Annotated in this window: 23 protein-coding genes, 1 tRNA gene and 1 other RNA gene; 9 read left to right on the top strand and 16 right to left on the bottom strand. The window is 67.0% G+C overall.

Features of this window, described 5'->3' with window-relative positions:
* Positions 1-103 precede the first annotated feature (103 nt).
* Positions 104-1,837 (top strand): ABC transporter ATP-binding protein, encoded by a 1,734-nt coding sequence (locus tag JVH1_RS15615; protein WP_009477233.1) that lies wholly within the window; start codon positions 104-106, stop codon positions 1,835-1,837.
* Positions 1,834-3,813 carry an ABC transporter ATP-binding protein gene (locus tag JVH1_RS15610; RefSeq protein ID WP_009477234.1) on the top strand — a complete coding sequence of 660 codons (1,980 nt, stop codon included), beginning with the start codon at positions 1,834-1,836 and terminating at the stop codon, positions 3,811-3,813. Before JVH1_RS15615 ends, JVH1_RS15610 begins: the two co-directional genes overlap by 4 nt.
* 42 nt (positions 3,814-3,855) lie before the next feature.
* Here JVH1_RS15610 and JVH1_RS15605 read toward each other — a convergent pair whose 3' ends face one another.
* The gene (locus JVH1_RS15605; RefSeq protein WP_009477235.1) at positions 3,856-5,097 is read right to left on the bottom strand and encodes a hypothetical protein; all 1,242 of its coding nucleotides are present in this window, start codon (positions 5,095-5,097) and stop codon (positions 3,856-3,858) included.
* A gap of 5 nt (positions 5,098-5,102) precedes the next feature.
* Entirely contained in the window at positions 5,103-6,986 is a 1,884-nt protein-coding gene (locus JVH1_RS15600; protein ID WP_009477236.1) for a sulfatase-like hydrolase/transferase, read from the bottom strand.
* A gap of 106 nt (positions 6,987-7,092) precedes the next feature.
* On the opposite strand from JVH1_RS15600, the gene tgt reads away from it, so the two are divergent.
* The gene (tgt, locus tag JVH1_RS15595) at positions 7,093-8,337 is read left to right on the top strand and encodes a tRNA guanosine(34) transglycosylase Tgt (protein WP_009477237.1); all 1,245 of its coding nucleotides are present in this window, start codon (positions 7,093-7,095) and stop codon (positions 8,335-8,337) included.
* Positions 8,338-8,380: 43 nt separating this feature from the next.
* Here the strand turns inward: tgt and JVH1_RS15590 are convergent, their stop codons facing one another.
* The 3 genes from JVH1_RS15590 to JVH1_RS15580 form a co-directional block, all read right to left on the bottom strand.
* Positions 8,381-9,109 (bottom strand): queuosine precursor transporter, encoded by a 729-nt coding sequence (locus tag JVH1_RS15590; protein ID WP_005248717.1) that lies wholly within the window; start codon positions 9,107-9,109, stop codon positions 8,381-8,383.
* A gap of 117 nt (positions 9,110-9,226) precedes the next feature.
* Positions 9,227-9,859, bottom strand: a complete 633-nt coding sequence (locus tag JVH1_RS15585; protein WP_009477238.1) for an RDD family protein — start codon at positions 9,857-9,859, stop codon at positions 9,227-9,229.
* 159 nt (positions 9,860-10,018) lie between these two features.
* Positions 10,019-11,005, bottom strand: coding sequence for a hypothetical protein (locus JVH1_RS15580; RefSeq protein ID WP_237735234.1), 987 nt, complete (start codon positions 11,003-11,005; stop codon positions 10,019-10,021).
* 207 nt (positions 11,006-11,212) lie between these two features.
* On the opposite strand from JVH1_RS15580, the gene JVH1_RS15575 reads away from it, so the two are divergent.
* Positions 11,213-11,761 carry a DUF4190 domain-containing protein gene (locus tag JVH1_RS15575; RefSeq protein ID WP_043780557.1) on the top strand — a complete coding sequence of 183 codons (549 nt, stop codon included), beginning with the start codon at positions 11,213-11,215 and terminating at the stop codon, positions 11,759-11,761.
* Here the strand turns inward: JVH1_RS15575 and gluQRS are convergent.
* From gluQRS to JVH1_RS15560, 3 genes are all read right to left on the bottom strand, one after another.
* Positions 11,730-12,686, bottom strand: a complete 957-nt coding sequence (gluQRS, locus tag JVH1_RS15570; RefSeq protein ID WP_043780560.1) for a tRNA glutamyl-Q(34) synthetase GluQRS — start codon at positions 12,684-12,686, stop codon at positions 11,730-11,732. The two genes, JVH1_RS15575 and gluQRS, sit on opposite strands and share 32 nt — an antisense overlap.
* An 11-nt stretch (positions 12,687-12,697) precedes the next feature.
* A complete protein-coding gene (locus JVH1_RS15565; protein WP_009477242.1) occupies positions 12,698-13,309 on the bottom strand; it encodes a TetR/AcrR family transcriptional regulator in 612 nt (203 codons plus the stop codon).
* Positions 13,310-13,388: 79 nt separating this feature from the next.
* Positions 13,389-13,967, bottom strand: coding sequence for a dihydrofolate reductase family protein (locus tag JVH1_RS15560; RefSeq protein WP_009477243.1), 579 nt, complete (start codon positions 13,965-13,967; stop codon positions 13,389-13,391).
* Positions 13,968-14,049: 82 nt separating this feature from the next.
* Between JVH1_RS15560 and JVH1_RS15555 the strand changes: the two genes are divergently transcribed.
* Complete coding sequence (locus JVH1_RS15555; protein WP_009477244.1) at positions 14,050-14,631, top strand: TetR/AcrR family transcriptional regulator; 582 nt, start codon at positions 14,050-14,052, stop codon at positions 14,629-14,631.
* On the opposite strand, the gene JVH1_RS15550 is transcribed toward JVH1_RS15555, so the two are convergent.
* The gene (locus tag JVH1_RS15550; protein ID WP_009477245.1) at positions 14,615-15,283 is read right to left on the bottom strand and encodes a 1-acyl-sn-glycerol-3-phosphate acyltransferase; all 669 of its coding nucleotides are present in this window, start codon (positions 15,281-15,283) and stop codon (positions 14,615-14,617) included. The genes JVH1_RS15555 and JVH1_RS15550 overlap by 17 nt on opposite strands.
* A 54-nt stretch (positions 15,284-15,337) precedes the next feature.
* Between JVH1_RS15550 and JVH1_RS15545 the strand changes: the two genes are divergently transcribed.
* Positions 15,338-15,925: a TetR/AcrR family transcriptional regulator gene (locus tag JVH1_RS15545; RefSeq protein ID WP_043780563.1), complete on the top strand. Its 588-nt coding sequence runs from the start codon at positions 15,338-15,340 to the stop codon at positions 15,923-15,925.
* Here JVH1_RS15545 and JVH1_RS15540 read toward each other — a convergent pair.
* The 3 genes from JVH1_RS15540 to JVH1_RS15530 are packed head-to-tail and all read right to left on the bottom strand — an operon-like array spanning position 15,909 to position 18,852.
* Positions 15,909-17,447: a metallophosphoesterase gene (locus JVH1_RS15540; RefSeq protein WP_009477247.1), complete on the bottom strand. Its 1,539-nt coding sequence runs from the start codon at positions 17,445-17,447 to the stop codon at positions 15,909-15,911. The genes JVH1_RS15545 and JVH1_RS15540 overlap by 17 nt on opposite strands.
* Positions 17,448-17,485: 38 nt before the next feature.
* The gene (locus JVH1_RS15535; RefSeq protein ID WP_009477248.1) at positions 17,486-18,046 is read right to left on the bottom strand and encodes a TIGR03086 family metal-binding protein; all 561 of its coding nucleotides are present in this window, start codon (positions 18,044-18,046) and stop codon (positions 17,486-17,488) included.
* Positions 18,043-18,852, bottom strand: a complete 810-nt coding sequence (locus JVH1_RS15530) for a helix-turn-helix domain-containing protein (protein ID WP_029539704.1) — start codon at positions 18,850-18,852, stop codon at positions 18,043-18,045. The genes JVH1_RS15535 and JVH1_RS15530 overlap by 4 nt, the downstream gene beginning before the upstream one ends.
* A 155-nt stretch (positions 18,853-19,007) precedes the next feature.
* Here JVH1_RS15530 and JVH1_RS15525 point away from each other — a divergent pair, with 155 nt between their 5' ends.
* Positions 19,008-19,523: a hypothetical protein gene (locus JVH1_RS15525; RefSeq protein WP_005248698.1), complete on the top strand. Its 516-nt coding sequence runs from the start codon at positions 19,008-19,010 to the stop codon at positions 19,521-19,523.
* Here the strand turns inward: JVH1_RS15525 and JVH1_RS15520 are convergent.
* The 4 genes from JVH1_RS15520 to JVH1_RS15505 all read right to left on the bottom strand — a co-directional run bounded on the left by JVH1_RS15520 (position 19,498) and on the right by JVH1_RS15505 (position 22,056).
* Positions 19,498-20,181 carry a YoaK family protein gene (locus JVH1_RS15520; RefSeq protein WP_009477250.1) on the bottom strand — a complete coding sequence of 228 codons (684 nt, stop codon included), beginning with the start codon at positions 20,179-20,181 and terminating at the stop codon, positions 19,498-19,500. The two genes, JVH1_RS15525 and JVH1_RS15520, sit on opposite strands and share 26 nt — an antisense overlap.
* An 84-nt stretch (positions 20,182-20,265) precedes the next feature.
* Positions 20,266-21,225 (bottom strand): alpha/beta hydrolase family protein, encoded by a 960-nt coding sequence (locus JVH1_RS15515; protein WP_009477251.1) that lies wholly within the window; start codon positions 21,223-21,225, stop codon positions 20,266-20,268.
* 189 nt (positions 21,226-21,414) lie between these two features.
* Positions 21,415-21,502 (bottom strand) — tRNA-Ser (locus tag JVH1_RS15510).
* 59 nt (positions 21,503-21,561) lie between these two features.
* Positions 21,562-22,056 (bottom strand): DUF3558 family protein, encoded by a 495-nt coding sequence (locus JVH1_RS15505; protein WP_043780567.1) that lies wholly within the window; start codon positions 22,054-22,056, stop codon positions 21,562-21,564.
* A gap of 125 nt (positions 22,057-22,181) precedes the next feature.
* Between JVH1_RS15505 and ffs the strand changes: the two genes are divergently transcribed.
* Positions 22,182-22,276, top strand: an RNA gene (gene ffs, locus JVH1_RS15500) — signal recognition particle sRNA small type.
* A 43-nt stretch (positions 22,277-22,319) separates the two neighbouring features.
* Positions 22,320-23,618 carry an aminotransferase class I/II-fold pyridoxal phosphate-dependent enzyme gene (locus tag JVH1_RS15495; RefSeq protein WP_009477253.1) on the top strand — a complete coding sequence of 433 codons (1,299 nt, stop codon included), beginning with the start codon at positions 22,320-22,322 and terminating at the stop codon, positions 23,616-23,618.
* Positions 23,619-23,622 lie beyond the last annotated feature (4 nt).

Genomic DNA, 23,622 nt, shown 5'->3' with positions numbered 1-23,622 from the left:
CGTCAACCACTCACGGGGCCGCAGGCCCCGAAAATCCGCGGGCCTGCGGTCGTTTCTGTTGGTAACCTTCGGACATAATGATGACCCGCCAGGATCGCTGCCCATGTTGAATGCCCTGCTCACCACGTACCTCCGCCCGTACAAGCGGGAGCTCACGGCGGTCGTCCTGTTCCAGCTCGTCGCGACCGCGGCAGCCCTGTACCTGCCCAGTCTGAACGCCGATCTCATCGACAACGGCGTCACCAAGGGCGACACCGGGTACATCCTGTCCACGGGCGTCACGATGCTGCTCGTCACCGTCGTGCAGATCATCTGCTCGATCGGTTCGGTGTTCTTCGGCGCCCGCGCCGCAATGGGTTTCGGGCGCGATGTGCGCCGCGCCGTGATGCATCAGGTCGGGAGCTTCTCATCCCGCGAATTCGGGCGCTTCGGTGCGCCGTCCCTGATCACCCGCAACACCAACGACGTGCAGCAGGTGCAGATGCTCGTCGTGATGAGCTGCACGATTCTGGTGATGGCGCCGATCATGTGCGTCGGTGGTGTCGTGATGTCGATCCGCGAGGACGCCGGGCTCGCCTGGATCCTGGCGGTCACCGTGCCGGTGCTCGCGCTGTCCATGGGGTTCGTGATTTCGCGGATGGTGCCTGCGTTCCGGGAGATGCAGACCCGGATCGACGGGGTCAACCGGGTGCTGCGTGAGCAGATCACCGGTATCCGCGTGGTGCGGGCGTTCGTCCGTGAGCGCTCCGAGGTGGCGCGGTTCGGCGACGCGAACGAGCAACTCACCCAGACCGCCCTGCGGGTCGGCAGGCTGACGGCGGTGATGTTCCCCCTCGTGATGGTCATCGCGAACATCACCAGTGTCGCCGTCATCTGGTTCGGCGGCCACGAGATCAACAGCGGCACCATGCAGGTCGGCTCGCTGACCGCGATGCTCAGCTACATCATGCAGATCCTGATGTCGGTGATGATGGCGTCGTTCATCGCGATGATGGCCCCCCGCGCCACCGTCTGCGCCGAACGCATCGGCGAGGTGCTCGACACGGATTCCACCGTGGTCCCGCCGGTCGACGCCGTCACCGTGCTGGAGAACCCCGGTGTGGTGGAACTGCGCGACGCCCAGTTCAAGTTCCCCGGTGCCGACGCACCGGTGTTGCGCGACATCAGCTTCCGCGCCGAACCGGGCAAGACCACCGCGATCATCGGCGGCACCGGTTCCGGTAAGACGACGCTGCTGTCGCTGATCCCGCGCCTCATCGACGCCACGTCGGGTTCGGTCACCGTGTCCGACACGGATGTGCGCCGCATCGACCTGGACGTCCTGCGGTCCGGCATCGGACTCGTTCCGCAGCGGCCGTACCTGTTCTCGGGCACCGTCGCCACCAACCTCCGGTACGGCAAACCCGATGCCACCGACGACGAACTGTGGCGGGCTCTGGAGATCGCGCAGGCCGCGGATTTCGTCCGCGCGATGCCCGAGGGTCTCGACACCCCGATCGCGCAGGGCGGCACGACCGTCTCCGGTGGTCAGCGGCAGCGACTCGCGATTGCGCGGGCACTGGTCCGTCGTCCGTCGATCTACCTGTTCGACGACTCCTTCTCCGCCCTCGACCTCACCACCGACGCCCGGCTGCGTGCGGCGCTCAAACCCGAGACCTCGGATGCGTGCGTCATCGTCGTCGCCCAACGTGTCTCGACGATCGTGGAGGCCGAGCAGATCGTGGTCCTCGAGGACGGCGCGGTGGTCGGAATCGGCACGCACGACCAACTGCTCGAGACGTGTCCGTGTTACGTCGAGATCGTCGAATCCCAACGATCGGTCCAGGAAGCACTATGAGCGATCGCGCAACCACCACCACTGCCGAAAGGCCCGCCGGCCCGCGTATTCCAGGACCGGTCGCTCCGGGTGCCCCGGGGTCCAAGCCGAACGACCTGTGGCCGTCCACCAAGCGGCTGCTGAGGCGGCTGCGTCCCCACCGGATCGCCGTCGGCGTCGTTCTCCTGGTCGCTGCCGTGTCGGTGGTGCTCACCTCGATCGCGCCGCGCATGCTCGGTCAGGGCACGAACCTGATCTTCGACGGCATCATCGGCGCACAGTTGCCCGCCGGGATGTCGAAGGATCAGGCCGTCGCCGCACTGCGGGCCGACGGGCAGAACACGTTCGCCGACATGGTGTCCGGCATGGCCGTCGTGCCCGGTGTCGGTATCGACTTCAGTGCGCTCGGCCGGGTGCTGGCGACCGTGCTGGCCCTGTACCTGGGGTCGTCGGTGTTCATGTGGCTGTCGGGTTTCCTGCTGAACATCATCGTGCAGGGTGTCGTGAAGAATCTGCGCGCCGAGGTCGAACGGAAGATCCACCGACTTCCGCTGCGCTACTTCGACTCCCACTCCCGCGGCGACCTGCTGAGCCGGGTCACCAACGACATCGACAACGTCTCGCAGTCGTTGCAGCAGACGATGAGTCAGCTGATCGTGTCGGCGATGACGGTGATCGGCATCCTCGTGATGATGATCGTCATCTCGCCGCTGCTCGCGTTGATCGCGGTGCTGACGGTGCCGCTGTCGATCCTGGTGACGGCGCAGATCGCGAAACGGTCCAAGACCCATTTCGTGTCGCAGTGGAAGTCGACGGGAGCGCTCAACTCTCACGTGGAGGAGGCGTACACGGGCCACGAACTGGTCACCGTGTTCGGCCGCAGCCGCGAGGTGGAGGCCCGGTTCGAGGAGCAGAACGAGGCGCTCTACCAGGCCAGTTACCGGGCCCAGTTCATCTCGGGCCTGATCATGCCGGCGATCATGTTCCTCGGAAACCTCAACTTCGTGGCCATCGCCGTGCTCGGTGGCATGCGGGTGGCGTCCGGCACGATGAGCCTCGGCGACGTGCAGGCGTTCATCCAGTACTCGCGCCAGTTCACCCAGCCCCTCACCCAGATCGGGGCCATGGTCAACCTCATGCAGTCGGGTGTGGCGTCCGCCGAGCGGGTGTTCGCCATCCTCGACGAGGACGAGGAGGAACCCGACCTCGCCGAAGCGCCCACGCCGGCCGAGCCCCGTGATGCGGGTCGCGTCCATACGTTCGGCCGGGTGGAGTTCTCGGACGTGTCGTTCAGCTACTCGCCGGAGAAGCCGCTGATCGAGAACCTGTCGCTGGTGGCGGAACCCGGTCAGATGGTCGCCATCGTCGGACCCACCGGCGCCGGCAAGACCACACTCGTCAACCTGATCCTGCGGTTCTACGAACTCGACGGCGGCAAGATCCTCCTCGACGGCGTCGACATCGCCGAGATGTCGCGCGACGACCTGCGGTCCCGCATCGGCATGGTGCTGCAGGACGCCTGGTTGTTCGGCGGCACCATCCGCGACAACATCGCGTACGGACGTCCCGACGCCACCGAGGACGAGATCCAGGCGGCCGCACGAATCAGCTACGTCGACCGGTTCGTCCACTCGCTGCCCGACGGCTACGACACCGTCATCGACGAAGAGGGCAGCAACATCAGCGCCGGTGAGAAGCAGCTGATCACCATCGCCCGCGCGTTCATCTCGCAGCCGTCGATCCTGATCCTCGACGAGGCAACCAGTTCCGTCGACACCCGCACCGAGTTGCTCGTGCAGCACGCCACGGCGGTCCTGCGCAGCGATCGCACGAGTTTCGTGATCGCACACCGCTTGTCGACCATCCGCGACGCCGACCTCATCGTCGTCATGGAGGACGGTCGCATCGTCGAGCAGGGCAGCCACGACGACCTGCTCCTCACCCGCGGCGCGTACTACCGCCTCTACAACAGCCAGTTCGTCGGCGCCGAAGTCTGACCACCCGTGAGTACTTCTCAACCACGGGCGGTTGAGAAGTACTCACAGGCACGCAGTGCTTCCCCCGGCTTCGAAGGTGGCGGTGTCGCAGTAGGCGGCGCGTGGGTAGTACGGACCCATCGTGGCGGCCGGGTCGGTGTGATTGTTCTGCGAGGCCTGCACCGACTGTGGGTAGAAGGCGTCGGACGGCAGCATGTACCGCAGGAACAGGACCTTTTTCGCGACGTCGGTGGAGCCCCAGGGGATGACGGTGACGGCCGGGTCGGACGCGGCGCGGGCGGGGACGTCCTGCGGTGCGGCGACGACGTACGTGTAGTCGCCGTCGCCGTCGGTGCGTGTCTGGAAGTCGGCGGCGCATGCGACGACGGGGTACGGCGTCGCCTGATCGTTCTGGCACATCGACCAGTACCGCACCTGGCGGCCGGGTGCCGTGACGGGCTGGCCGGCACGGGTGTCGGGGAATGTCGGTGCCCGGCCCTGTACGACGACGATGCGTCCGGGCCGGTACGTCAGGCCTGCTCCGACATATTTGTTGTCGCCGTTGGGGAACAGGCCCGACGTGCTCGCGGGGTTCACGAACGTCGCCTCGGGCACGTTGCCGGGGAACGCACCGGACGCGGCGCCGGCGATGATCTGGTCGAATGCGGCCTCCGCGACCTGTCCGAGTGGGCCGTCGTCGTAGGCGGAGGGATCGAATTCGGCTCCGCAGGTCGGCACCGGCGACGTTCGGGCCCCGAACGTCAGCGTCACGTCGGGAAGCGGAACACTACCGGTCGGCGATGCCGGGTCGTCGGGGACGTACACCCGGATGATGAGGAAGCCGACGGGTACCGACTGCGTGTCGGCCCCGGCGGGCAGGGCCTGAATCTGGTTGCGGGAGCGGTCGGCCGGACCGGTCACGACGGTCGCGTGCCAGCGCTTCTGCGTGGCGGGCAGGGCGCCGGCGGTAGCGTCGGCGAACGGGTTTCCGCTGCCGGGGTCGGGTCCGATCTGGTTGTCGCGCAATGTGTCGACGGTGTCGAAGTTCGTGCCGTACGTGTTGAGCGAGAAGTAGCGGGCGGCCGGGTAGGTGCCGCTCAGTTCGATGGTGTCACCCGGGGCCAACGCGTAGGGCAGGACCCAGTATGTCGCGTTGGCGTCAGGGAAGGCGACGTTGAGTACGGTCGAGTCGGACATGAACTGCCACGCGCACTGCGCGGTCGGAGGGGGCGCCGCGGACGCGAGCGGGGACCCGCCCGACCACAGCAGCAGAACCAGCGCGGCGGCAACGACTTTCCCGGTCATGTCCGTCAGAACACCTCCCCGAACGCGGTCAGTTTGTCGATGCCCTCGCGGTCGATCTCGCCGGGTGTGTACCGGTTGATCAGCTGGATGTAGGCGAGGTACCGGGCCATCGCGTCGGCGCCCTGCTGAGCGAACGCCGGGGGGAGCGGCGCGGCGAGCTGAGTCGGCAGGTACTGGGTCATCAGCTGGGCGGCCATGGCCGGACCGCGCGGGTCGTGATCGAAGGTGTTGTCGAGTTCCGCCCGACCGCGTTCGGTGGCGTAGTCGTAGAACTCGTACTGGAACGACGCCGGGTCGACGTAGGCGGTGGGCCCCAACCACTTCGAATACACCGCGACCTTCGCCTCGGGGGTGCGGAGCACGTAGATGTGGGTGGGGGAGTTGTTCCAGTTGACCCCCTGCGGTGCGTGTTCGTTGGTGGCGAGGACGACGTGGTCGCGACCGGCCGCGGTGTTGCTCCGCAGCAGCGGCATGAGGTCGGCGCGTTCGGCGTACGTGGCGAACAGGTCCCCGGACATCCAGTTCCGGTTGCCGTGCCCGAGCGTCGCGAGCAGCGGCGCAACGTCGACGCTCGACGTGAGTTGGCCGCGCGGGGTGTCGGTGTCGCCGGTGAATCGTCCGGTCGAGTCGGCGACGATCAGCGGGATGTGGAACGCCTCGTCGTAGGCGGTGGACAGTTTGCCTGCGACGAAGCCGTGCGCGCCGGCGTATTCGCCGTGATCGGACGTCATGACGAAGACGGTGTTCGCCGCGACATCCTCCGGCAGTGAGTTGATCACCGTGCCGATGTGGTGGTCGACCATCGACAGCACGTTGGTGTAACTGTCGAGGGCCCGCTCCCAGTAGGTGTACGGCGCGAACGCGATGTGCCGGTCGGGATCGGTGCCCTGACCGTAGGGCTGGAGGTAGTAGTTCGACAGATTCTGGATGTCGTCGGTGACGCCGCCCCACACCAGGGCCTGGAACTCCCGAGCGAACACCTGGGTGCTCGGTTTCGACTGCAGTGCCTTCTCGGGTTCCCAGTTGGGCGGCACCGAGGGATAACCCAGCCGCGGAGGGTCGCTCTCGCCGGTGGTCACCGACCAGGCCCGGGCGGGGCTGAGTGGGGGAACGTTGTTCGCGTACAGCGACTGATACCGTTCCGCTTCCGTTCCGGCCCAGAAGAACTGCTGGTCATGGGGATTGACGAAGCTCGCCGTGAGGCAGAACGGGCCGTCCCCGGGTTTTCGCGTCGACAACCACGCCGCGGCCTGGTCGGCGATGTGCCCGTCGAATTCGAATCCCTCACCGTTCATTCCGATGATGTCGGGCATGGTCAGTCCGTCGAACCCGTACTCCTCGAGGTAGCCGGGCGCGAGCCCCGAGTCCTCGTCAGGGGACGGCGACAGATGCCACTTACCGACGTACGGCGTGACGTAGCCCGCCTGCCGCAGCAGCTTGCCGTACGTCGGAAAGTCCCGTCCCATCGCGGGCGACGGGACGGGGGAGGCCCGATTACCGGTCCGCGTCTGCAACATCCAGTTCTGCAGCGGATACAGCCCGGTGACGAAACACGCACGGCCGGGGCTGCACGCCACCCCGGCCGTGTAGTGCTGCGTGAACTTCACCCCGGACGCCCACAGCGTGTAGAGGTTGGGCATGAACCGCTGCAGAAACTGGTCCGGAGTAGTGATCCCCGCGGGAAAAACCTGGGGAAACCGCATCTCGTCGACGACGATGAACACGATGTTGGGCTGTACGTAATTGCTGGGCTGACGGTGTAGCGGCTTCTCCGACGCGTCCGCCCGACGGTCGAAGAGGCCCGACATCACGGTCACCCCGCCGGCGACCGCTGCACCCGAGAGAAACGTTCGCCTGTCGATCCGATGGCCGGCCTGCTCGTCGCTCATGGCGGTTCCTCCGGTCGAAGGGGTGGGATCGTCACACTCTCTGTACCCACTTTCGAACGAAGTAGTGATGTGTCGCCGGAAATGTCGCCCGTGATTGGATACACCCGTGAATGCCGTAGTCCCGACCCCGCCCGATCCGTTCTTCACCGTCGGTACCCGACTCGACGGGCAGCTGGGTCGTACCGGAACCATTCACACCCCACACGGCGACATCGCGACGCCGTCGTTCGTCGCCGTCGGCACCAAGGCCACCGTCAAGGCGGTGCTGCCGGAGAGCATGAAGGAGCTGGGCGCGCAGTCGCTGCTCGCCAACGCCTACCACCTGTACCTGCAGCCCGGGCCGGACATCGTCGACGAGGCCGGCGGTCTGGGCAAGTTCATGAACTGGGACGGCCCGACGTTCACCGACAGCGGCGGATTCCAGGTCATGTCGCTGGGCGTCGGGTTCAAGAAGGTCCTCGCGATGGAAGCCGTCGGGGTGCGCTCCGACGACGTCATCGCGAAGGGCAAGGAACGCCTCGCGACCGTCGACGACGACGGCGTCACGTTCAAATCGCACCTGGACGGGTCGCGGCACCGGTTCACCCCCGAGGTGTCGATGCAGATCCAGCACCAGCTCGGCGCCGACATCATGTTCGCGTTCGACGAGCTCACCACGCTGCTGAACACCCGCGGGTACCAGGAGCAGTCGGTGGAGCGGACGCAGGCGTGGGCGGTGCGCTGCATCGCCGAGCACGAGAAGCTCACCGCCGAGCGCGCCCATCGCCCGTACCAGGCGCTGTTCGGGGTTGTGCAGGGCGCGCAGTACGAGGACCTGCGGAGGCAGGCCTGCAGGGGGCTGGAGTCGATCACGGGGGAGAGCGGCCGCGGGTTCGACGGATACGGCATCGGCGGTGCGCTCGAGAAGCAGAACCTCGGCACCATCGTCCGCTGGTGCAACGAGGAGCTTCCCGAGCACAAGCCGCGGCACATGCTCGGCATCAGCGAGCCGGACGACTTCTTCGTGGCCATCGAGAACGGCGCGGACACGTTCGACTGCGTGAATCCGTCACGGGTCGCGCGCAACGCCGCGATCTACCACCCGGACGGCCGGTTCAACATCAACACCAGCCGCTTCCGTCGTGACTTCACGCCCATCGACGAGAACTGCGATTGCTACACCTGCGCGAATTACACCAGCGCCTACATTCACCATTTGTTCAAGGCGAAGGAAATGCTGGCGTCCACGTTGTGCACCATCCACAACGAACGCTTCACCGTGCGGTTGGTCGATCAGATACGCGCCAGCATCGAGGGCGGCTACTTCGACGAGTTCAAAGCCGAAACCCTGGGCCGCTTCTACCGCACGTGAGTGGGAAAGCGTCCTCGGGCACACTTTCCCACTCACGTGGGGGTCAGAGCTGGTAGGTGGGTTCGCGCTTCTTCACGTACGCGATGACGCGGTACGTGATCGGCATGACCAGTACCTCGACGAGGGTCTTCCACAGGAATCCGACGATCACGTAGTTGACGAAATCGCTCCACGTGCTGATGCCGATCGCGCCTGCGGCGATGGAGCAGAAGATCAGGGTGTCGGCGAACTCACCGACGATGGTGGACCCGATGAGCCGCGCCCACAGGTGCTTCTCCTTGGTGCGCTCCTTGATCAGGACCAGCGTCACCGAGTTCAGCATCTGCCCGACGAGGTAACCGGCCAGCCCGGCGAGCAGCAGTCGCGGGTAGACGCCGACGACGGACCGCAGCGCTTCCTGGTTTTCGTAGAAGTCGGCGGACGGCAGCTCGATGAGGAGCCAGAAGCAGAACGCGGCCAGGATCAGGGCGCCGAAGCCCAGGTAGATCGCTCGACGCGTCGACTTGAACCCGTACACCTCGCTGAGGACGTCGCCGAGAATGTAGGCGAGCGGGAACAGGAAGAAGCCGCCGTCGGTGATGACGGGCAGGATCTGCAGCGGCCCGATGGTCAGCGACGAATCGGCGAAGAACGCGACGCCCTTCGTCGCGCAGATATTCGAGATCAGCAGCGTCGCGGTGAAGAGGGCGACGAACGTGGGGTAGTACCCCCGGCTGACGTGCGCGAACGTCGCGTGGTCGTCTGGCTTGGTCTGCTGATCTGAGGCTGTCACGCCGCAATCCAAGCACCTGCAGGTGGACGTGCGCGAATCAGGAACGGGTGAACGTACCTTTTGTCCGATCTGACGCGACGAAAGGTACGTTCACCCGCACGGTAGGACGGGTTCGGGCTAGCCCTGGACGACGCGCGTGCCGCCGGCCAGTTCGTCGTGCTTGCCCTGCTTGGTGGGGCTGCCGTTGATCGTCACCCCGATGATGATCGCGGCGACGACGCCGAGCACACCGAACAGGAACCCGAGGAGAGGGAACCCGCCGAGCGCGGACAGAACGTAGAAGCCGTTCCTGGTCAGCGACTGCTGCTGGGTGGGGAACCCGCCGTTCGGGCCCTCGACGCGCAGACCCAGGATCTGCTTGCCCAGGGTCTGCCCCCTCGTCGTCTCGAGGAAGACGAAGTAGCCGACGGCGGCGGCCGCGGTGAGGATCGCGCCGAGGACGCTGCCCAGGAAGTTGCCCAGCACCAGCGCGAGGACGGTGCCGACCACGGCCATCGGGATGCCGACGACCAGGCCGTCGATCACCCGTGCGCCGAGGCGGGGAAGAAGTTCACCGGGACGGGACGCGTCGAACCCGAAGTCCGGCTGCGCGAACGGCTGGGTGCCGAACTGCTGCGCCGAATCGAACTGCGGCGGTGCGCCGAACTGCTGTCCGTAGTGCTGCCCCGCCCCGTTGTAGTGCGGTTGCCCGTACTGCTGCCCGCCGAACGGCTGTTGTCCCTGGTCTGGATCGAATCCACCGGTAGTCATGTGTTCCCCCTCGAATCTCGAGTCCTGAATGTCTCGGATGACGCCTGAGCACCTTACGCACGGGGTGGGAGTGACTCGAGTGACGGGAGTAGCAAAACGGGTGAGCGTACTTTCCGTCCTCGAAGGACAGGAAGCACACTCACCCGTGGGAGCGAGCGGTCAGGCCGCGACGTAACGGCCGGTGAGCACGCGGTACGCGTAGGTCGACGCGATGATAGTGATCGGGATCGAGACGAGAAGTCCGACGCCGCAGAGGAGTGCACCGACGATGTTGATGCCGACGAGAGCGAGGGCCAGCAGCAGCACCGGGCCGACGTTCTGCGAGATCACGCGGAAGCTCGACTTGATGCCGGTGATCGCGTCCTCGTTCTGATCGATGACGAACTGCAGCGTCCACCAGGTCAGGAAGATGACGATGAGGCCCGGGATGATGAGCAGGACGAAACCGATGGTGGCGGCCACACCGATGATCACGCTGGCGATGATGATCGCCGCGACGTTGGTGAACTGGAAGAACGAACCGAACGCCGGCTTGTTCCCGTCCACCTCGTGCAGCGCGCCCCGCACGAGAGCCGCATTGATCAGGTAGCCGACGATGGTCGTGACGATCGTGCCGATGATGCGCCACACCGAGAACGCCGCGCTCATGTCGGACGACGTGCTGAAGCCGCCGAAGACGAGGTTCAGCACCACCTGGATGATGGCGGCGATCAGCAGGATGCCGATCCAGATGAGCGCGTTGTCCTTGAATTTGTTCCAGCCGTAGCCGATCGCGTTGCCCACGGAGAACTGCCCCGGCGTCTGCCCGGGCGTGCCGTAATCCGACATCGGCGGGGGCGGCGGATATCCGCCGGGCGGCGGTCCCTGGGGCGGCGGCGGGTAATTGCCCTGCGGCGGCGGGTAATTACCGGGGGGCGGCGGATAGTTTCCGCCGGGGGGCGGGTAGTTACCGCCGGGGGGCGGGTAGTTTCCGCCGGGCGGCGGTGGCGGATATCCGCCGGGCGGCGGTCCCTGCGGCGGCGGAGGGTAATTCCCCGGGGGCGGCGGATAACCACCGGGCGGCGGTGGAGGATTGCCCCGCGGGGGGTATCCGCCCTGGTCACCACCTTCAGGTTTGTCGTTAGGGTCGTATCCACCAGTCGTCATGTGATCCCCTCAGCAAGAGTTGAATGCTCGCGCGTGACAGTGCGAATAAACACTACGTGGACAATCCTTTACTCGCCTCCCTTTGGTCTGCTTCTTCTCCTGCGGTTTTGATGCTTTACGCTGGTTATCGTGACTAATTCTGGGGGATCGGACGATTCGAATCCGTACAACGGGCAAACACCACCCACTTACGGTGAGGTTCCCGGCTTGCCGCGCGACGGATACGGGGTCGACGAATCCGGTTATCCCACCTATTCGGCGCCCACCGAGAAGTACCCCGACTATCAGCAGCCGGGCGCGTACGGGACTTCTCCGAATCCGTATGCCGCGCCGAATCAGAATCAGTACGGCGGCGACCAGTACGGGGCGCCGAACCAGCAGTACGGGACGCCCAACCCGTACGCCGCCCCGAATCAGTACAGCGCCCCCAACCAGTACGGGGCTCCGGGCCAATACGGCGGTCCCGCCCCGCACAACGGCGCACCGAACCCGTACGGCGCGCCCTACCAGCGGCCGCTGGGGACGAACGGTCTCGCGATCGCGTCGCTGATCACGTCGATCGTCGGCGGATGCTTCTACGGCCTCGGCTCCATCGTCGGCATCATCCTCGGCATCATTGCGCTGGGCCAGATCAAGCAGTCCGGGCAGGAGGGCCGCGGACTCGCGATCGCAGGAATCGCCATCGGCGGCGCCTACGTCATCGGCTGGATCCTGTTCTTCCTGATCATGGTGATTGCGGCGGCGTCGGGAGCCTGACCACCCACGGTTCGCGGTGCAGGCGGGCCGGGTCGAACCGGTCGAGGAGTATCCCGAGATCCACGACCTCGTCCGGTTCCGCGAGCCCAAGTGACGTCGCCAGCACTCCGAGGACGTCGCTCGCGGTGCGTCCCAACGCTTTCTGGTCGGCGAGGGTGACGGCGCCGTCGCGCTTCGCGAGCCGTTTGCCGTCCTCGTTGAGCGCGAGGGCGACGTGCGCGTAGGTGGGGGCGGTCAACCCGAGCAGCCCCGCGAGGTAGGCCTGGCGGGGCGCGGACGAGAGCAGGTCGTCGCCGCGCACCACCTGATCGATTCCCTGGGCAGCGTCGTCGACGACCACCGCGAGGTTGTAGGCGGGTGTCCCGTCGCCGCGACGCAGCACGAGATCGTCCACCATGCCGGAATAGCTGCCGTGCAGGACGTCGTCGATGGTGAACGACGTGACGCCGGCGCGCAGTCGCAGCGCGGGTGGTCGTCCGCCGGCGAGCCGGTCTGCGCGTTCGTCCGGTCTCAGGTTGCGGCAGGTCCCCGGGTACGCGCCCTGCGGCGCGTGCGGCGCCGACGCGGCTTTCAGGATTTCTCTTCTCGTGCAGAAGCACTCGTACGTGAGGCCGGCGGCGTGGAGTTCGGCGATGGCAGCGTCGTACCGCGACAGTCGCTGCGACTGCGACACGACGTCGCCGTCCCAGTCGAGGCCGAGGTCGGCGAGGTCGGCCAATTGCCGGTCCCGGGCGCCCTCGCGGACGCGGTCGAGGTCTTCGACGCGCAGGAGGAACCGCCGGCCGGTGGACCGGGCGAACAGCCACGCCAGCACGGCCGTCCGCAGGTTGCCGAGGTGCAGGTCGCCGGACGGGCTGGGCGCGAACCGTCCCGCGCCCCCCGCCCGATGTGACAGCGGTTCACTCTGACGAGACGGATGTGACATCGGCCGAGGGGTCAGCTGGCCAGTTCGATCGACGACGACGGCACGACGTCGGCGCCCTGCAGAATCATGCCGATCTGAATGTCGAGGGCGTGCTCGAGGTACTCGGGCGGGTACAGCGCCGGACTGCCGATCGCATCGAGCGCGAGGCCGTCGACGGTGGCGAGGAGAAGCGCCGCACGGGTTTCCGCCTCGGGGGTGCCGATCCCGATGAGCACGGCGGACAGTCCGGTGCGGATGGTGAACAGGGTCTTGCGCCGGATCTCGGCGAGCGAGGGGGAGGTCGCGGCCCGGACGGCGAATGCCGCCATGACGTGCGCCTCCCGCGACCGCGCCTCGTCGAGTGGCAGCAACTGGGACATCGCGGCGAACAGGGCCCGGGCGGGATCCCCGCCGCGCTCGACCGCCGACAGTCGGGCGAGGAGTTTGTCGACGAGGGTCCGCAGGGCGAACGCGAACATCTCGTCCTTCGTGGAGAAGTGGTGCTGCACGGCTCCGATGGACACACCCGCCCTCTTGGCGACCTCGCGCACGCTGGCGCCCTCGAGACCCGACTCGGCCGCGACGTCGAACAGGGCCGCGGCCAGGCGTTCGGGGCTGGTGGACGAGTATCGGCGTTCGCGCATGCCTCGAACATTACTGACGTATTGAATCAATACATGCGTCAGGTGCCCGTGTTGCCGCGAGTGGCGGGTGTGACTTCGGTTATCGGCGGACGTACGTCAGGAAAATCATCCCGCTCTCGAAGGCGCGGCTCGCGGCCAGCCGGAACCGCTGAGGGCCGAATTCGCCGTCGAACAGCGGAATGCCGGTGCCGATCGCCACGGGATTGAGCTTGATCCGGAGCTCGTCGATCTCGGGCTGCACTGCGGCGGCGAGCTTGCCGCCGCCGCACAGCCAGATGTCCTTGCCGTCCTCCCGCTTGAGTTCGCGCACCTTCTCGATCGGATCGCCCGAGACGATCTCGACGTCCGGGTCGGGCGACTCGGTGATCGTGGTCGAGAAGACGTACTGCCGCAGGTGCGCGTACGGGCTGGTCACGCCGAGGTCGAGGCCGGGCTGGTAACTGGCGCGGCCCATGAGCAGTGTGTCGAAATGTTTGTTGGGGGCATCGATTCCCAGCGGTGCCCGCATGTGGGTGGGGACCGTCTCGGGGTACTCGGCGATCATCACGGGCATGTGATCGCCGTCGATCTCGAAGATGGTGCCGGTGGGGTCCGAGCCGTCGGCGCCGGCGATGAATCCGTCGATGGTGGCGGCGACGTAGTAGACGAGCTTTCGCATGTGAGTCCTCCCGTGATCGGTAACCACTCCATTTGTAGTACTATGGCTGCAGTGGTTGCAAGTCCTTTGCCGAGGAGTGTCGATGGCGCAGAATCCGGAACGACGTGCGGCTCTCGTGAACGCCGCGATCGAAGTGCTTGCGCGCGAGGGTGCGCGCGGCCTCACCTTCCGCGCCGTCGACGTCGAGGCGAACGTCCCCAAGGGGACCGCGTCCAACTACTTCGCCAGCCGCGACGACCTGTTCGACCAGGTCGGCAAGCGGATTCACGAGCGGATGGGCCCCGACCCCTCGGTCGTCGAAGAAAGCGGGCGCAAGCCGCAGAATCTCGAGCTCGCGATCGAGTACATGCAGGGGTTGTTCGGCAGGATCACCCGTGACCGCACGGGCTATCTCGCGTTGCAGGAATTGCGTCTCGAAGCGGTCCGGCGTCCCGAGTTGCGGACCACGCTGACGCGCACGATCTCCGAGAATCTGAAGCGCGACATCGGTTTTCACCTCGACTCGGGACTGCCCGGTGATCGCAGCACCGTGCTGATGCTCTACCTCGCGATGAATGCGCTCATCGTCGAGCACCTGACGCTACCCGGCGTGCTCGAGGGGGTCGACACGGAGCGACTCGTCGCCGATCTCGTGACGCGCGCCGTCGCTACGCCGGACGCCTGAGCGCGTAGTCGTCCACGTACTCCTGGCCCGACAGTGTCATGAGGGCGTGCATCAGCTCGTCCGTCGCGGCCCGGACGATGTGCCGGTTGTCGCGTAGCTCGGCGAATCGGGTGAAATCGAGCGGTTCGCCGACGGTCACCGTCACCTTGCCGAACCGCCATATCCGCGATCCGACGGGGTTGACCTGCCGGGTGCCGTGCATGGCGACAGGCACGACCGGGGCGCCCGTCGCGAGCGCGACCCGGGCGATTCCGGTCTTGCCCTTGTGGAGTCGGCCGTCGGGCGACCGGGTGCCCTCGGGGTAGATTCCCCAGACCTTGTCGTCGTCCAGGATCTTCCGCGCGGTGTTCAGCGCGGATTCCGCCGCGGAGGCCCCGGACCGGTCGATCGGCACCTGGCCGGCCGCGGTGAAGAACCAGCGTTTCGCTCGGCCCTTCGCGCCGCCTTCGGTGAAGTACTCGCTCTTCGCCACGAACGTGATGCGCCTGCGCACCATCAGGACGAGGAAGAACGAGTCGACGACGGTGAGGTGATTGCTCGCCAGAATCACCGGACCCGACGCCGGGATGTGGTGTGCACCGTCGATCGTGGGGCGCCCGAAGATGCGTAGCACCGGTCCGATCAGCAGGTATTTGAAGATCCAGTACCACACGGTGAACTCCTCACTCGGGCGACGAAGTGTGAGTAGACATTGTCTACTCACGTCATGATAGACACTGTCTACATGAGTGGAGAAGTGCAATCCCTGCGCGTGCGGCTGATCGACAGTGGCCGCGAATTGCTGGACCAGGGTGGCATCGACGCCGTCGGGCTACGCGCCGTCGCCCGGCACGCGGGTGTCTCACACGGCGCGCCGCGGCGGTACTTTCCCACTCACAAAGCGTTGCTCGCCGCGATCGCCGCATCAGGATTCGCCGAGCTGTCCGACGAGCTCCGGTCGGCGACCGCGTCCGAGTCGGACCCCCTCGCACGAGTGCGGCGGACGGCACGGCAGTACCTCTCCTTCGCCGACACCCACCGCACCCTGTTCGAGTTGATGTTCCGGCACGACCTGCTCGAAGGGTCGGGAGAGGACCTGCGGCAACAGTCGAAACCCCTGTTCGAGACGGTCGTCGCATTCGTCGCGGACACCGGCTCCGCGGACCCGCACGTGGTCGCGTTGAACCTGTGGACCCAGCTGCACGGGGTGGCGACCCTCCGCGCCACCCGCAGCATCGAGGTGATCGTCGGCGACTTCGACGTGGACAGTTTCGTCGCGCAGCTGATCGACCTACATCTCAGGGCGCGGGCATGACGGCGCGCGGCATATCGGCCCGCAACTCCACATCGGTGACGAAGTCCCCGTCACCGGGCTGGTAGCGACGCTGCGGATCGAAGTCCTCCACCCGGAAGCTGTCCAGCGTGGGGGAGTGCGTCGTGACGGCGAGCGTTCCGCCGTCGAGATCGAACTGCAGGAGTCGCTGGAACCCGGTCTCGCGGCGGCTGTCCACCGTGAAGTACTGGTAGTCGGCGAGCAACTCCACAACCTTCCGATCCGTGTCGCCCACCTTCCGGTCGGTGACCGTCGTCTGCCCGTCGACGTGTCCCGCGAGGACCAGGAACACCGTGTCGAACGGAACGACGAGCCGGTTCCAGATCTGCTGTCCCGCACTGCTACCGATGTCGCCGAACCCACTCATCCGCAGCGAGCCGTCCTCGTCCAGGTAGTAGTGGCTGCCGATCATCACGTTGCGGTCCGGGTGGTCGGCGAGCACGTCCTCGGCCCACTGCAGTACGTGTTCGGGCGGGTTGTAGCCGATGTAGAGCATCAGGAATTTCGCGCCGGCGATGTCGAGCAGGTCGTAGTGCGCCGAATTGTCCGTGTCCGTGACGGATTCGCCCCAGTAGGGCCGGTCGCGGTACCGCCACGGCCCGAAGAACTCGTTGTAGAGGGCGTGGTTCTTCTCGTGTTCGCCGGGAATGAGCCGTCCGCCGACGTTCCACAGGTTGTCGTGGTTGCCGGGCAGGACGCCGTAGGGAATGCCTGCCTCTTCGAGCGCCGCCATCGCCTTGTCGGCCACCTCGAACTCGGGCCGGGCGCGGGACTCGGGTGCACCCGGACGTATCCAACTCTGGACGAGGTCGCCGGTGTGCATGGAATAGGCGATCTTGCGTTCGGCGGCGTTCTCGGCGGTCCAGCGGGTCATGTCGAAGTACACCTCCGGCCGGTCCCGCGACACGTACTGGGTGTCGGAGATGTGCTGCAGCGCGAAGTCGTACGCGTTCGGGTCGGCGAACTGCTGATCGGCTGTCGCGTTGGCTTCGCGGAAACTCCGGTCCCGTCGCGGACCGTCGATGACGAGGATCTGCGCGGTGTCCTCGCCCTCGATCCGGGTGGTCAGGGTGACCGGACCGCCCGGATCGGACGGCTGGGCCGTCGCGACCGGCTCACCCCAGCTCTGCTCCTCCTCGTCCCACACGTGCATCGCGAGGTCGTCGAGATTCACCGAACGTCCGTGCCAGGTCACGTCCGTTCCTGCGGGCTCCGGACCGAACCGGACCTCGTACCGCATGTACGGGTACTCGCCGAAGCGATGGCTGGTGGCCGACTGCCCGTCCGACTCCTCACCCGGAACCCGCTGTGAGGGAGCGGCGTTGCTGGTGGTCCCGGCGAACATGACCGCGGACGCGATCGGCGCCGAGGTGACGAGGCCACGCGCAGGCAGACCGGACGCGCCCCGGGGTTCGGGATCGGCCACCGCGACCACGTCACCACCGAGCAGCGCCGCGGCCAGTGACACCGCCGTCAGCGCGGCAATCCTGCCCGGCACGCTCATGACCCGAGGTTACAAGCGCGACCGGGCAGGCGCTCGGGTCAGGCCTTGCGGCCGAGGAAGGCCAGGACCCTGGTCTGCTCGTCGGCGCCCGCGGGGACGTCCACGGCGGGGCCGCACACCCCGGCCGTGCGGATGTTGTCGCCCAGTTGCTCCGCGACGCCACCCACCCAGGTCAGGTCGTCGGCCGGGATGGTCTCGTCGAGGCCGGTGGCCCGGGCGAGGTCCCAGCCGTGGACCACCAGGTCGAAGCAGTAGAAGCTGTCGATGGTCTTGCCGAGGTCGGTGCGGCCGAAGTGCCCGTCGTACTCGCGGCTCACCCGGGCCGGGTCGTCCAGGATCTCCTGCATGCCGTCGCGCGTGGCCGCCCAGGCGGCTACCGGGTCTTCGTCGACGGACGGCGGCACCGGCAGTTCCAGATCGACGACGGTGACGATGTAGCGCTGCGTGTCGATCACGTGCCTCACGACGTCGCGGGCCGTCCAGCCGTCACACGGGGACGCGTCGTCCCAGCGTTCCGTGGGCACGGATTCGACGCGCTTCGTGAATTTCGCGGCAAGGTCGCGGTAATGGGCTGCGGGGGTTTCGGTTGTCGAGGTCATGCGGCCGATTCTTCTCCCGTCCGGGGCCCGATGGCTTGAACATTTCCGACATCGACGACGGATTCCGTCCCGTGCCAGTCGGGGGCCTCGCTGGCGAGGAGGTCGGACGGGGTGAGCGAGGAGATCCGCCGGCATTCCCGCGACAGGTGCGCCTGGTCGCTGTAGCCGGCGGTGGCGGCGAGGTCGGCGAGCCCGGCCCGCGTCCCCGACTGCGCCAGCGCCATGAACCGCTGCAGCCGCAGGATGCCGCGGAGGGTGGCGGGCCCGTATCCGAACGCGTCGTTGCATCGCCGCTGCAGTTGCCGCTCCGTGACGGAGGCGGCGTCGGCGAGCGCGCCCACGTTCCACGAGTGCCGGGACAGCGCCTGCCGGACGGTGCCGATCAGCGGGTCGGCGTCCGGTCCACGGTTTCGCCACGCGCGCACGGCGTTCTCGAACAGGGCGATTCGTTCCGCGTAACCGGGCGCATTGTCGAGCCGGTCGGTCAGTGTCCGTTCCCATGTGGACCCGACCACGTCCCCGAGACCGACCCGGATGTTGCGGACCTCGGCCGCCGACGTCCGCAGCAGATGCGAGGCGGCGCCGGGACGGAAACGGACGCCGACGGATTCGGTGCCCGGCGGCAGCGTGAACGACCACGCCGTGGTCTCGGGACCGCACACGCGGATTCCCACCCCCCGGATCCACAGGATGTCCATGCACGCGTCCGGCACCAGCAGATGCTCGCCCTGCGTGCGCGCGGACCACCCGCACACCAGGGTGTCGGTGAGGTCGGGCGACGGTGAGGTCGGCGTGTACCAGCCCATGCACAGGAGCCTAATCACGCAGACCGACACGTGCGGGCCGGTCACATCGCCCGAAGTGCCCGCACCGGCACGCAACTCGAGGTGAACTGTATGCACGGGTCCGCAGAGGTTCCCCGGAGGCCCGCCACTTCGCCGTCACAGAGAACGAGGACTCCATGAGACGAACATGGGCGCTGGCAGCGATCGCCGCCGTCAGCCTGACCTTCTCGAGTTGCGCCTACGACAGCACCGATTCCGGCGACACGGGTGGCAACGCCCCGGTGTCGCCGACGCCGACGTCCCCGCCCGCCGCGCCCGGAACACCAGTCCTGAAGATGGGACCGACGACGCTCGGCGAGGTGATGGTCGACGACGGCGGCATGACGGTCTACGTGTACGACAACGACGAGGTCGGCTCCGGCGCCAGTTCGTGCCGCGACACCTGCCTGCAATCGTGGCCGCCGGTCACCTCCGTCACCGAGAACCCGACGGTCCAGGGGCTGCAGGAAGTCGTCATCGACACCATCCCGGCGCCGGACGGCACCCATCAGCTCACCGTCAACGGCCGCCCCGTGTACCGCTACAAGGACGACAACGAACCCGGTGACGCATTCGGACAGGCAGTCGGCAGCGTGTGGTGGACCCTCGACTCCGCAGGCAACCCGGTCACGACAACTGCGGGCGGCGAGTAGCGCGGTCGATCCTCAAGTGGACGGTGACGGTCAGCGCTGCCGACAGGACGGCAGCGAACCACAGGGCGTCCAGCCCGATCCAGTGGTGCGCGAGGGCGCCCGTCACCGCTCCCACCACCAGACCGGCCCACAACGCGAAGTGCCGTAGCCACGCCCACCGCGGTCCGCCGAACAGTGCCCCGGCCAGCCGATGTCCCATCTTCACGAGCGCGCCCGTCATGTAGGTGAGACCGATGGTGACCTCGCCGTCGCGCTGGAAGATGGAGTTCTCGGCGCCCATCGCGAGCAGCATCGCGCCGACGGCCACCGTGCTCGCCCCGACAGTCGCGGCCACCGCGCCGACGATCAGCAGTCCCGACACGACCGCGAGCACCGTCGTCCGGACGGGCAGGCGCCGACGATCGGACAGGTGCACGACCACTGCGCCCAGGGCGCAGCCGAGAACGAACATGCCGATCACCGCGGCAGCCGTCGCCGCGTGCGCCCACGCGGCGTCCGCGAACCCGACACTGAACCGGGTGAGGTTGCCGCTCATGAACGCGACGAAGAACCCGCCGAGCGTGATGAATCCCAGCGCGTCGACGTAACCGGCCAGCGTGGACAGCACCACCGCCAGCGCGAGCATCTGCCTGCTGTCGTCGATCGGCACACTCCACATCAAACACCGCAGCCGACGACAGTGGCCCCCGATCCGGAGATCGGGGGCCACTGTGGCGTAGGTCAGGCGCTCACGACGCCTCGCTCAGGAGGTTCCGAGGGCGGGCGCCAGCGTGTTGGCCCAGGACTCGTGCAAGCGGTCCTGCCAGTAGTTCCACGTGTGGAGGCCGTCGTCGGTGATGTGGGTCTGCAGGTTGGCGCCTGCGCGCTGTGCCGCGGGCACGAACACCTTGCTGCTCAGACCGGAGGCGGTCTCGAGGGGGACCGTCTGCGAGAACTTCACCGGGTCGAACGAGGCGCTGTCCGGGTCGACGGTCGGATCGCTGGCCGTCGAGCCTGCGCCCGACGAAATGTAGACGGACTTGCCGCGCAGCGCGCCGACGTTGAGCAGCGGGTCGTTGCGAAGCCACGCACCCGACGGCCAGAAGCCCCACATGTTCAGCGCGTTGCCACCCATCTGGGCGACGGACACCTGGATGCCCTGCGCGAAGCCGGGCGAGCTGGCCGTCGGGTAACCGCTGTACGACGCGACCGCCTTGTAGAAGTCGGGGCGGTGAGTGGCGAGGTTCAACGCGGAGGTGCCGCTCATCGACAGACCCGCGACCGCGTTGTTCACCCCGTCGCTGCCGAACTGGGAAGCCATCACCGGGGGCAGCTCATTGGTCAGGAACGTCTCCCACTTGACGCGGCCGAGCTTCGGGTCGTCGCGCTGCCAGTCGGAGTAGAAGGTTCCGCCGCCGCCGAACGGGATGACCACGTTGACGTGCTTGCCGGCGAAGAAACTCTCCACGTCGGTCTCGATCAGCCAGCCGTTGTTGTCGTCGGGTGCCCGCAGACCGTCGAGCAGGTACAGGGTCGGCGCGGGGCCGCCGCCCGCGGCCTTGAGCACCTTGACGGGAATGTCCTTGTCCATCGACGGTGAATACACCGAGATCAGGGCCGAGTCGGCGTGGGCGACGCCGGTTCCGGCCAATACGGACACGAGGCCCGATGCCAACACTGCGACCAAACCCACGATCAGTGCGCGGGTGCGACGAATCGCCATACGAATGTCCTTTTATCTCGAATCGACACACAGCACAGCGAACGCTGCACCGCCGACGATAACAGGAAGATAACGGGTTGCGCCCGTTGTGGCCAGGACTTTCGGCTCCGGCAGCCGGTCGGTCGTCGCTCTGAGGACCGAAAAAGGAACCCCTGCGAACCGCTTCTCAGCAGTTCACAGGGGTTCCTGTGGCGGAGGATAGGGGATTTGAACCCCTGAGGGCGTTAACCCAACCCGCGTTCCAGGCGAGCGCCATAGGCCACTAGGCGAATCCTCCGTGGAGGAGCATACCCAACGACGGCGGCTCACCGTTAAACGACCAGGTAGCCGCCCGTTCTAGGCCCACTTCAGCTGGGTGAGGGCGTGCTCGGCGAGGGGGACGGACCGGTCGCAGGACGTGTCCGGGTTCGCGGTGGCGTCGAGACCGAATTTCGTCTCGATCGACAGGGTGCCCGCATCGGTGGTGACCTCGAGGATGCACTGGTACTTGCTCTCGGCGAGTGCGCGCCCCTCGAGTCCGCCGACGTCGATCGTGCGCAGCGGGTCGACCGGTTCCGGCGCGCTCGTAGTGGTGATCGTCACGGTGTTCAGTGCCTCGGGCTGGCCCCACGTGCAGGCGCGACGTTCGGGACTGTCGGTGGCGGTGCCCTCGCCGGCGCCTGCCGTGAGAAGCGGTGCGAGCGTCGCATCGTCGGCGAGCGTGCACGGCTCGGCCGCGTCCCAGCTCACCGCGTCCGACGTGGCTGCGTCGTCGCTGCCTCCGCCGCACGCCGACAGTGCTGCCACGACGGCGGCGAGTGTCACCGCGTGTGCTGTCCTTCTGAGTTTCATCCCGATCCTTTGCCGAAGGTGGCCGAATGCGGGGGCGACGGTAGCACTGGCCGTGGTCAGAGGTGCGGCGTCGGGCCCGGGCCGGGGTGGATCCCGACCACGTGTCGGGGCCGTCTACACTCTGTGGTGGATCCCGCGCGGCGCGCATCCTGTGAACTCCCCCAGGGCCGGAAGGCAGCAAGGGTCAACGGGCTCTGCCGGGTGCGCGGGGTCCCCTATCTTTCGCATACCCGACCCACGACGTCGGTGAGAGGCCGCTCCTGATGACCAACCAGACCCAGATCGGGTTGATGAGCCATGAGGAACTACTTTCGGAGCACGAGCGCCAGACTGCGAGTTACGCGCAGCTGAAGACGGAGAAGCTCACGCTCGACCTCACTCGCGGCAAGCCCTCGCCCGAGCAGCTGGATCTGTCTGCGGCGCTGCTGACACTGCCCGGTGACGGCGACTTCCGCGACGGCAACGGCACCGACACCCGCAACTACGGTGGGCTGACCGGTCTGCCGGAGCTGCGCGCCATCTTCGGTGAACTGCTCGGCATCCCCGTCGAGAACCTGCTCGCCGGCAACAACGCCAGCCTCGAGATCATGCACGACAACGTCGTGTTCGCCCTGCTGCACGGCACCCCCGACTCCCCGCGCCCGTGGTCGCAGGAGGAGAAGGTCAAGTTCCTGTGCCCGGCACCCGGTTACGACCGCCACTTCGGGATCACCGAGACCTACGGCATCGAGATGATCCCGGTGCCGATGCGCCCGGACGGCCCCGACGTGGGCGTCATCTCCGAGCTGGTGGCGAACGATCCGCAGATCAAGGGTCTGTGGGCCGTCCCCAACTACTCCAATCCCACGGGCGCGGTGTACTCGGAAGAGGTCACGCGGACGTTGGCGTCGATGCCGACCGCCGCCCCCGACTTCCGGCTGTTCTGGGACAACGCCTATGCCGTCCACCCGCTCGTCGGCGAGACGGCGCCGTCGCTGGACATCCTCGGGATGGCCGCGGAGGCGGGTAACCCGAACCGGCCGCTCGTGTTCGCGTCGACGTCGAAGATCACGTTCGCCGGTGCCGGCGTCAGCTTCTTCGGTTCCTCGACCGCGAACCTGGCCTGGTACCAGAAGTACCTCGGTAAGAAGAGCATCGGTCCCGACAAGCTGAACCAGCTGCGGCACCTGCGGTTCTTCGGTGACGCCGATGGCGTGCGCGCCCACATGGAGAAGCACCGCGAGATCCTGGCGCCGAAGTTCGCGCTCGTCCTGAAGATTCTCGAGGATCGTCTCGGGGCGTCGAAGGTGGCGTCGTGGACGGAGCCGAAGGGCGGATATTTCATCAGCCTGGACGTCGTCGAGGGCACCGCGAAGCGCGTCATCGCTCTGGCGAAGGACGCGGGGATCGCGCTCACCGCCGCCGGATCGGCGTTCCCGTACGGTGTCGACCCCGAGGACAAGAACATCCGGCTCGCGCCGAGCTTCCCCTCGATGGAGGATCTGGACAAGTCGATGAACGGTGTCGCGACGTGCGTGCTGCTCGCGGCCACCGAATCACGCCTGGACCTGCCGAAGTCCTAGTAGA

The sequence above is a fragment of the Rhodococcus sp. JVH1 genome (assembly GCF_000280725.2).
GTDB lineage: Bacteria > Actinomycetota > Actinomycetes > Mycobacteriales > Mycobacteriaceae > Rhodococcus_F > Rhodococcus_F jostii_A.
The sequence above is the reverse complement of the archived record's forward strand: the minus strand, read 5'-3'. Positions and strand labels throughout refer to the sequence as shown.